Origin of the sequence: Mycobacterium sp. (assembly GCF_049278535.1) — a bacterium.
Lineage (GTDB): Bacteria > Actinomycetota > Actinomycetes > Mycobacteriales > Mycobacteriaceae > Mycobacterium.
Genome location: NZ_JBAPMI010000283.1, coordinates 1 through 5,082, shown reverse-complemented (window position 1 = coordinate 5,082; position 5,082 = coordinate 1). Strand labels below are relative to the sequence as shown.

General features: G+C 69.0%; 7 protein-coding genes. 2 read left to right on the top strand and 5 right to left on the bottom strand.

Features of this window, described 5'->3' with window-relative positions:
* Positions 1 to 11: 11 nt before the first annotated feature.
* Positions 12 to 770, bottom strand: a complete 759-nt coding sequence (locus WAO18_RS19040; RefSeq protein ID WP_422207788.1) for a CPBP family intramembrane glutamic endopeptidase — start codon at positions 768 to 770, stop codon at positions 12 to 14.
* A 31-nt stretch (positions 771 to 801) separates the two neighbouring features.
* On the bottom strand, positions 802 to 1,605 hold the full coding sequence (locus WAO18_RS19035; protein ID WP_422207787.1) for a DUF2470 domain-containing protein: 804 nt from the start codon (positions 1,603 to 1,605) through the stop codon (positions 802 to 804).
* Between the two features lie 87 nt (positions 1,606 to 1,692).
* On the opposite strand from WAO18_RS19035, the gene pheA reads away from it, so the two are divergent.
* Positions 1,693 to 2,634 carry a prephenate dehydratase gene (gene pheA / locus WAO18_RS19030; RefSeq protein ID WP_422207786.1) on the top strand — a complete coding sequence of 314 codons (942 nt, stop codon included), beginning with the start codon at positions 1,693 to 1,695 and terminating at the stop codon, positions 2,632 to 2,634.
* Positions 2,631 to 3,320, top strand: coding sequence for a histidine phosphatase family protein (locus WAO18_RS19025; protein WP_422207785.1), 690 nt, complete (start codon positions 2,631 to 2,633; stop codon positions 3,318 to 3,320). The genes pheA and WAO18_RS19025 overlap by 4 nt, the downstream gene beginning before the upstream one ends.
* On the opposite strand, the gene WAO18_RS19020 is transcribed toward WAO18_RS19025, so the two are convergent.
* From WAO18_RS19020 to WAO18_RS19010, 3 genes are all read right to left on the bottom strand, one after another.
* Positions 3,297 to 3,497 (bottom strand): hypothetical protein, encoded by a 201-nt coding sequence (locus WAO18_RS19020; protein ID WP_422207789.1) that lies wholly within the window; start codon positions 3,495 to 3,497, stop codon positions 3,297 to 3,299. The genes WAO18_RS19025 and WAO18_RS19020 overlap by 24 nt on opposite strands.
* 60 nt (positions 3,498 to 3,557) lie before the next feature.
* Positions 3,558 to 3,908, bottom strand: coding sequence for a metallopeptidase family protein (locus WAO18_RS19015; RefSeq protein WP_422207784.1), 351 nt, complete (start codon positions 3,906 to 3,908; stop codon positions 3,558 to 3,560).
* 4 nt (positions 3,909 to 3,912) lie between these two features.
* A partial coding sequence (locus tag WAO18_RS19010) for a septum formation family protein (RefSeq protein WP_422207783.1) occupies positions 3,913 to 5,082 on the bottom strand: 1,170 nt, incomplete at its 5' end.

The window sequence follows — 5,082 nt, the reverse complement described above, 5'->3', positions numbered from 1 at the left end:
GTCGTCTTGGGTCAATGCAGCCACCGCAGATGGCCGGCCAGCAGGGCGTAGCCGACGAACGCCACGGTGTCGATCAGCCCATGCGCGATCACTAGCGGCCACAGCCGTCCGGTGCGCTGCCAGGCATACCCGAACACCAGGCCCATCACGAGATTGCCGAGCCCGGCGCCGAACCCTTGGTAGAGGTGGTATGCGCCGCGCAGCAGGCTCGACCACACCAGCGCCGCGCGTGGTCCGATGCCCAGCTGGCCTAATCGAGTGAGCAGATACCCGACGACGATGATCTCTTCGGCCCAGCCGTCGGCGAAGGCGGTGAGCACCAACATCGGGATCCGCCACCAGCTGTCGCCCAGGCCGGACGGGATCACCGACGCGTTGAGGTGCAACGCCCGCGCCGCCAGGTAGAGCGCCAGGCCGGGCAGACCGATCAGGGCGGCCAGACCGACGCCGCCGAGCAGGTCGGTGCGCCACTGCAAGCGAGCCAGCCCGACACCGGAAGGGCGTAAACCGGTGCGCCACAGCAGATACAGGCCAAGACCACCCCAGGCGACCAGTTGTACGACGACGGCAGCATTCAGGCCGAGGTCGATCAGGTCGAAGTAGGACCGCTTCGGGTTGAGCGGAATTCGCTGAGCGCTCAGCCCGCGCAGCACCGAGTCGACAAGCTGCAGGATCGCGGTGACGGCGCTGAGGCCGAACGTCACACTGAGCACGATCGCGAGCTCGATGCGCAACGGCCGACCGTCGGCGTCAGTGCGCGGCGAATTCACTCCGACACGGTAACCGCCGGTCTGCGGCTGTTCAGTCCTGGCGTGCTCGCAGGCCGTTGACGAAGGGGCAGCCCATCAGCACCCGGATGGCCTGGCCCAGCGCGACAACGTCGTCGACCGGTTTGCGGAACGGCAGCCGCACATCGCGGTCACCGTCGGCACCTTCCACCCGTAGCCGCATGCCGTAGCGGTCGATGCCGAGCGGACGGACGTCGCCGCGACGCAACCGCGCCGGCAGCCGCGCGGCGAGCCGCGCCACTACGTCTCGGTGAGCGGTGTCCAGGTGCTTGATCCAGCACGATTCGAAGGCGCAGAACGGGTCGGGCCGCGCGGCCAGCAGCGCCGCGGCGTCGACGGCCTCGGCGCCGGTCGCATCGGTCACCACCACCGATGCGATTTCCAGCCGCGCCAGCAGGTACCGGGTGTCCCCATCGACGACGGGCCCGGACCCCGGCGTTTGCACCTGTAGCAGCGCAGGGTGCGGGTGCTCGGTGGCGATCAGGTCGAGCATCCCGGACACCGCCGGCGGCGAAACCCGGTGCAGCCGGCCCCTGATCCACACCAGCGAGCGGACCGGCTCACGCAGCGGCAACGGCGCGTAATCGGCCAACTCCAGCACCGCCGGGGCACCCGCGGCGCCGCAGTCGATGACCTGCTCGCCCACCGGGCCGCCGATCGGCACGCCGACGGCAAACGAACCGTCGGCGAGCAAATGGTGCAGCGGCGTGGTCTGCGGCTCGGCGCTTTCGACTGCGAGCAGCGCACCACCTGCCCGAACGCAGGTGCTGCGGATCCGCTCGGCCGTCGTCGGTGCCGGGCAAGTAGCGAGCGTCATCGTCGACCGTCCTAACAAGTGAGGTAAGCCTAACTTAACTAGGAATGATCGAGGGGCGCAAGACGTACACCCGATAGGGTTTTGGTCGTGGCCAGCATCGCGTATCTCGGTCCCGCGGGGACGTTCACCGAAGCGGCGCTGCACCAGATGACCGATGCCGGCAAGGTTCCGCAGCGTGGCGCGGGTGACTGGCACCTGCTGCCGGTCGACAGCACCACCGCAGCGCTGGACGCGGTCCGCGAAGGTGCCGCCGAGTTCGCCTGTGTGCCGATCGAGAACTCGATCGACGGCTCGATCATGCCGACGCTGGACAGCTTGGCGATCGGGACGCCGCTGCAGGTGTTCGCGGAGTTGACGCTGGACGTCGCATTCAGCATCGCCGTCAAGCCCGGCCGGGCAGCCGAAGATGTGCGCACGCTGGCCGCCTTCCCGGTGGCCGCGGCTCAGGTGCGCCAGTGGTTGGCCGCGCACCTGCCCGCCGCCGAACTGCGCCCGGCGATCTCCAACGCCGATGCGGCCCAACAGGTTGCCGATGGACTGGTCGACGCCGCGGTGAGTTCGCCGCTGGCCGTTGCGCATCGCGGTTTGTCGACGCTGGCCGACGGCGTGGTCGACGAAGCCAACGCGCGCACCCGCTTCGTGCTGGCCGGCCGGCCCGGTCCGCCGCCGGCTCGCACCGGTGCCGACCGGACCTCGGTGGTGCTGCGGATCGACAACGCACCCGGCGCGCTGGTGTCCACGCTCGCCGAATTCGGGATGCGCGGCATCGACCTGACCCGCATCGAATCTCGGCCCACCCGAACCGAATTGGGGACCTACGTGTTCTTCTTGGACTGTGTCGGCCACATCGACGACGATGCGGTCGCCGAGGCACTCAAGGCGCTGCATCAGCGTTGCACCGACGTGCGCTACCTGGGTTCCTGGCCGACGGGCGATGTTGCCGGCGCGCCGCCACCGCAGGCGGACGACGCGGCCCGCTGGCTGGCAGGGCTGCGCGGCGGCGCGGAGCACGACGGGTCGGCGAGGTGAGCGGCCGGCTGATATTGGTGCGGCATGGGCAGTCCTACGGCAACGTCGACAAGAGGTTGGACACCCGACCCCCGGGGGCCGAGCTGACGCCGTTGGGCCGTGAGCAGGCCCGGGCTTTCGCCGATGCAGCGACTTCGCGGCCCGGGCTGCTGCTGCATTCGGTGGCCACCCGCGCCCTGCAGACCGCAGCGGAGATCAGCGCCGTGGTCGATGTGCCGGCCCGCGAGGTGACGGGTATCCACGAGGTCCAGGTCGGCGACCTGGAGAATCGCAACCACGACGACGCCGTCGAAGAGTTCAACGCCGTCTACCAACGCTGGCTCGAGGGCGACCGGGACGTGTCGATGCCCGGCGGGGAGAACGCCGGCCAGGTACTGGACCGCTATCTGCCGGTGCTGACCGAGCTACGGATCCGCTACCTCGACGAGGACGACTGGACCAGCGACATCGTCGTGGTCAGCCACGGGGCGGCGATCCGGCTGACGGCCGCCGTACTGGCCGCTGTCCCAAGCAGTTTCGTGGTCGATCATCATCTGGCCAACACCGAGGCGGTGGTCCTGACCGCGGCCGCCGACGGCCGGTGGAATTGCGAGCAGTGGGGCACCCTGTTGCCGCCGTTCGACCCGGTGCCGGACGCGACGCCGGTGGCCGATGCGGTGGAGTCAGGCTCCGATCCGATGGGCTGACAGCGCGTCGATGTGCGTGCAGTCGCAGCCGACGGCGTCACAGTCCACGACGAACGTGTGCGGCAGCAGCTCCGGGCCGGCGCAGTCCTCGTCTGTGCACTCCGAACGGTGCAGCCAGTGGCGAATGACCGTGCCGTGGCAGTGTTCCAGGCCGGCTTGGCATTCCCGACATTCCATGCGCCGTTCATAGCACCAGAGGCGGACAACTTTGCGTTGCCGCGCCGCACCGTCACCGGGCTAGGCCCAGCCCAGTTCGTGCAACCGATCGTCGTCGATACCGAAGTGGTGGGCGATCTCGTGCATCACGGTGATCTTCACTTCTTCGACGACCTGCTCGTCGTGATCGCAGATGTCCAGCAGTGCGTCGCGGTAGATGGTGATGGTGTCCGGTAGCGACCCTGCGTAGTGGGAATCGCGTTCGGTCAGGGCCACACCTTCGTATAGCCCGAGCAGATCGTCTTCCTCGGGGTGACGATCGGCGACCAGCACCACCACGTTGTCCATCACCGCGGCCAGCTTTGGCGGGATCAAATCAAGCGCATCGGAAACCAGCTCGTCGAACCGTCGCGGATCCATCCGCACGGCCATGCCGTTACTGCCCCGGCGGCGGGGGTTCCGGCCCGGGAGGCGGCGGCAGCAGCCCCGGCGGCGCCTCGGGAGCCGGTGGTGGCGCTTCGGGAGCTGGAGCCGGCGCCTGCGGAGCTGGTGCGGGTGGGGGTGCCTGCCCGGGAAGGTGTTGGTCGCCCTGCCGCTGACTGGGCGAGCCGCTCGAGCCGCTTGATCCGGATGAGCCGCTTGAGCTGGACGAGCTGGACGATCCGTTGGATCCGGTCGACGAGGCGCCGCCTCCGCCCGGGGTCGGGCCGGTCGGGATCGGCGGCAGGTTCAGCCGCTCCTGCGGAATGTCCGGTGGCGGCACAGGGGGCTGGCCGTTGATCTTCAGCGGGCCCTTGGCGCTGTTGAGCAGCGTCGCCCAGGCGCCGTTACCCAGCGTCGCGCCGATGCTGCACGCCACCTGGCGGCTACCGGCTGACCAGCTGGGCATCGCCAACGTGCTGTAGATCAGCGTCAGCGTGGTGCTGCGCAACTGCACCGGCGCGAGGTAGGCGTCGGTCAGCTTGGTGCAGGACTCTTTGATGAAGCCGTCCTGCTCGGGCTCGGGGGGCAACCCCTCAGGGAACCTGGCGAGCAGGTTGACCGTGCCGGTGACTTCCATTGCGTGCGGCGCCGCACAATCGACCGGGATGTCGGTGGGCTGGTTGGTCGCCGGCTCGATGCCCAGGCAGGTGCCGTCCGGCCAGACCTTGGACTGTTCGACGTCGGCAACCTTGCCCTTGAAGCCGATCTGCTCGTTGCCGGCACCCGGCAGCTGCAGCCCGCACAGCATGCGGCGCTCGCCGAATTGTCGCCACGCCTTGTCGCCGGACCACAGCATGCTGATGACGAACTTGCTGTTGGGGTCGAACTTGGCGCCCAGGTAGCGGCGAACCGCCGACTCGCACTGCTCCTGGCTGATCTGTTCGATCCGGGCGGCCGTCGGCGGCGGGGCGGTCGGGCCGTATTCCGAACCGGGGAAGGTCCGCATGTCGATGGATTCGGCGACCTCGAAGCGGTGCTCGTCTTTGCAGTCGACGATGTTGGCGGCTTCGGGCATCCGGTCCGGCCACATCAGGCAGTTGCCGCTGGCCGCCCGATTGAAAGCATCGTTGCCTTTGGCGCCGGTCGGGGGCACCGGGTCGATGTAGCCGGCGAGGCGCCCGGG

Coding starts and splice junctions, on each gene's coding strand:
- WAO18_RS19015 (WP_422207784.1), bottom strand. CDS start 3,908: ATGGCCGTGCGGATGGATCCGCGACGGTTCGACGAGCTGGTTTCCGAT.
- WAO18_RS19020 (WP_422207789.1), bottom strand. CDS start 3,497: ATGGAATGTCGGGAATGCCAAGCCGGCCTGGAACACTGCCACGGCACG.
- WAO18_RS19035 (WP_422207787.1), bottom strand. CDS start 1,605: ATGACGCTCGCTACTTGCCCGGCACCGACGACGGCCGAGCGGATCCGC.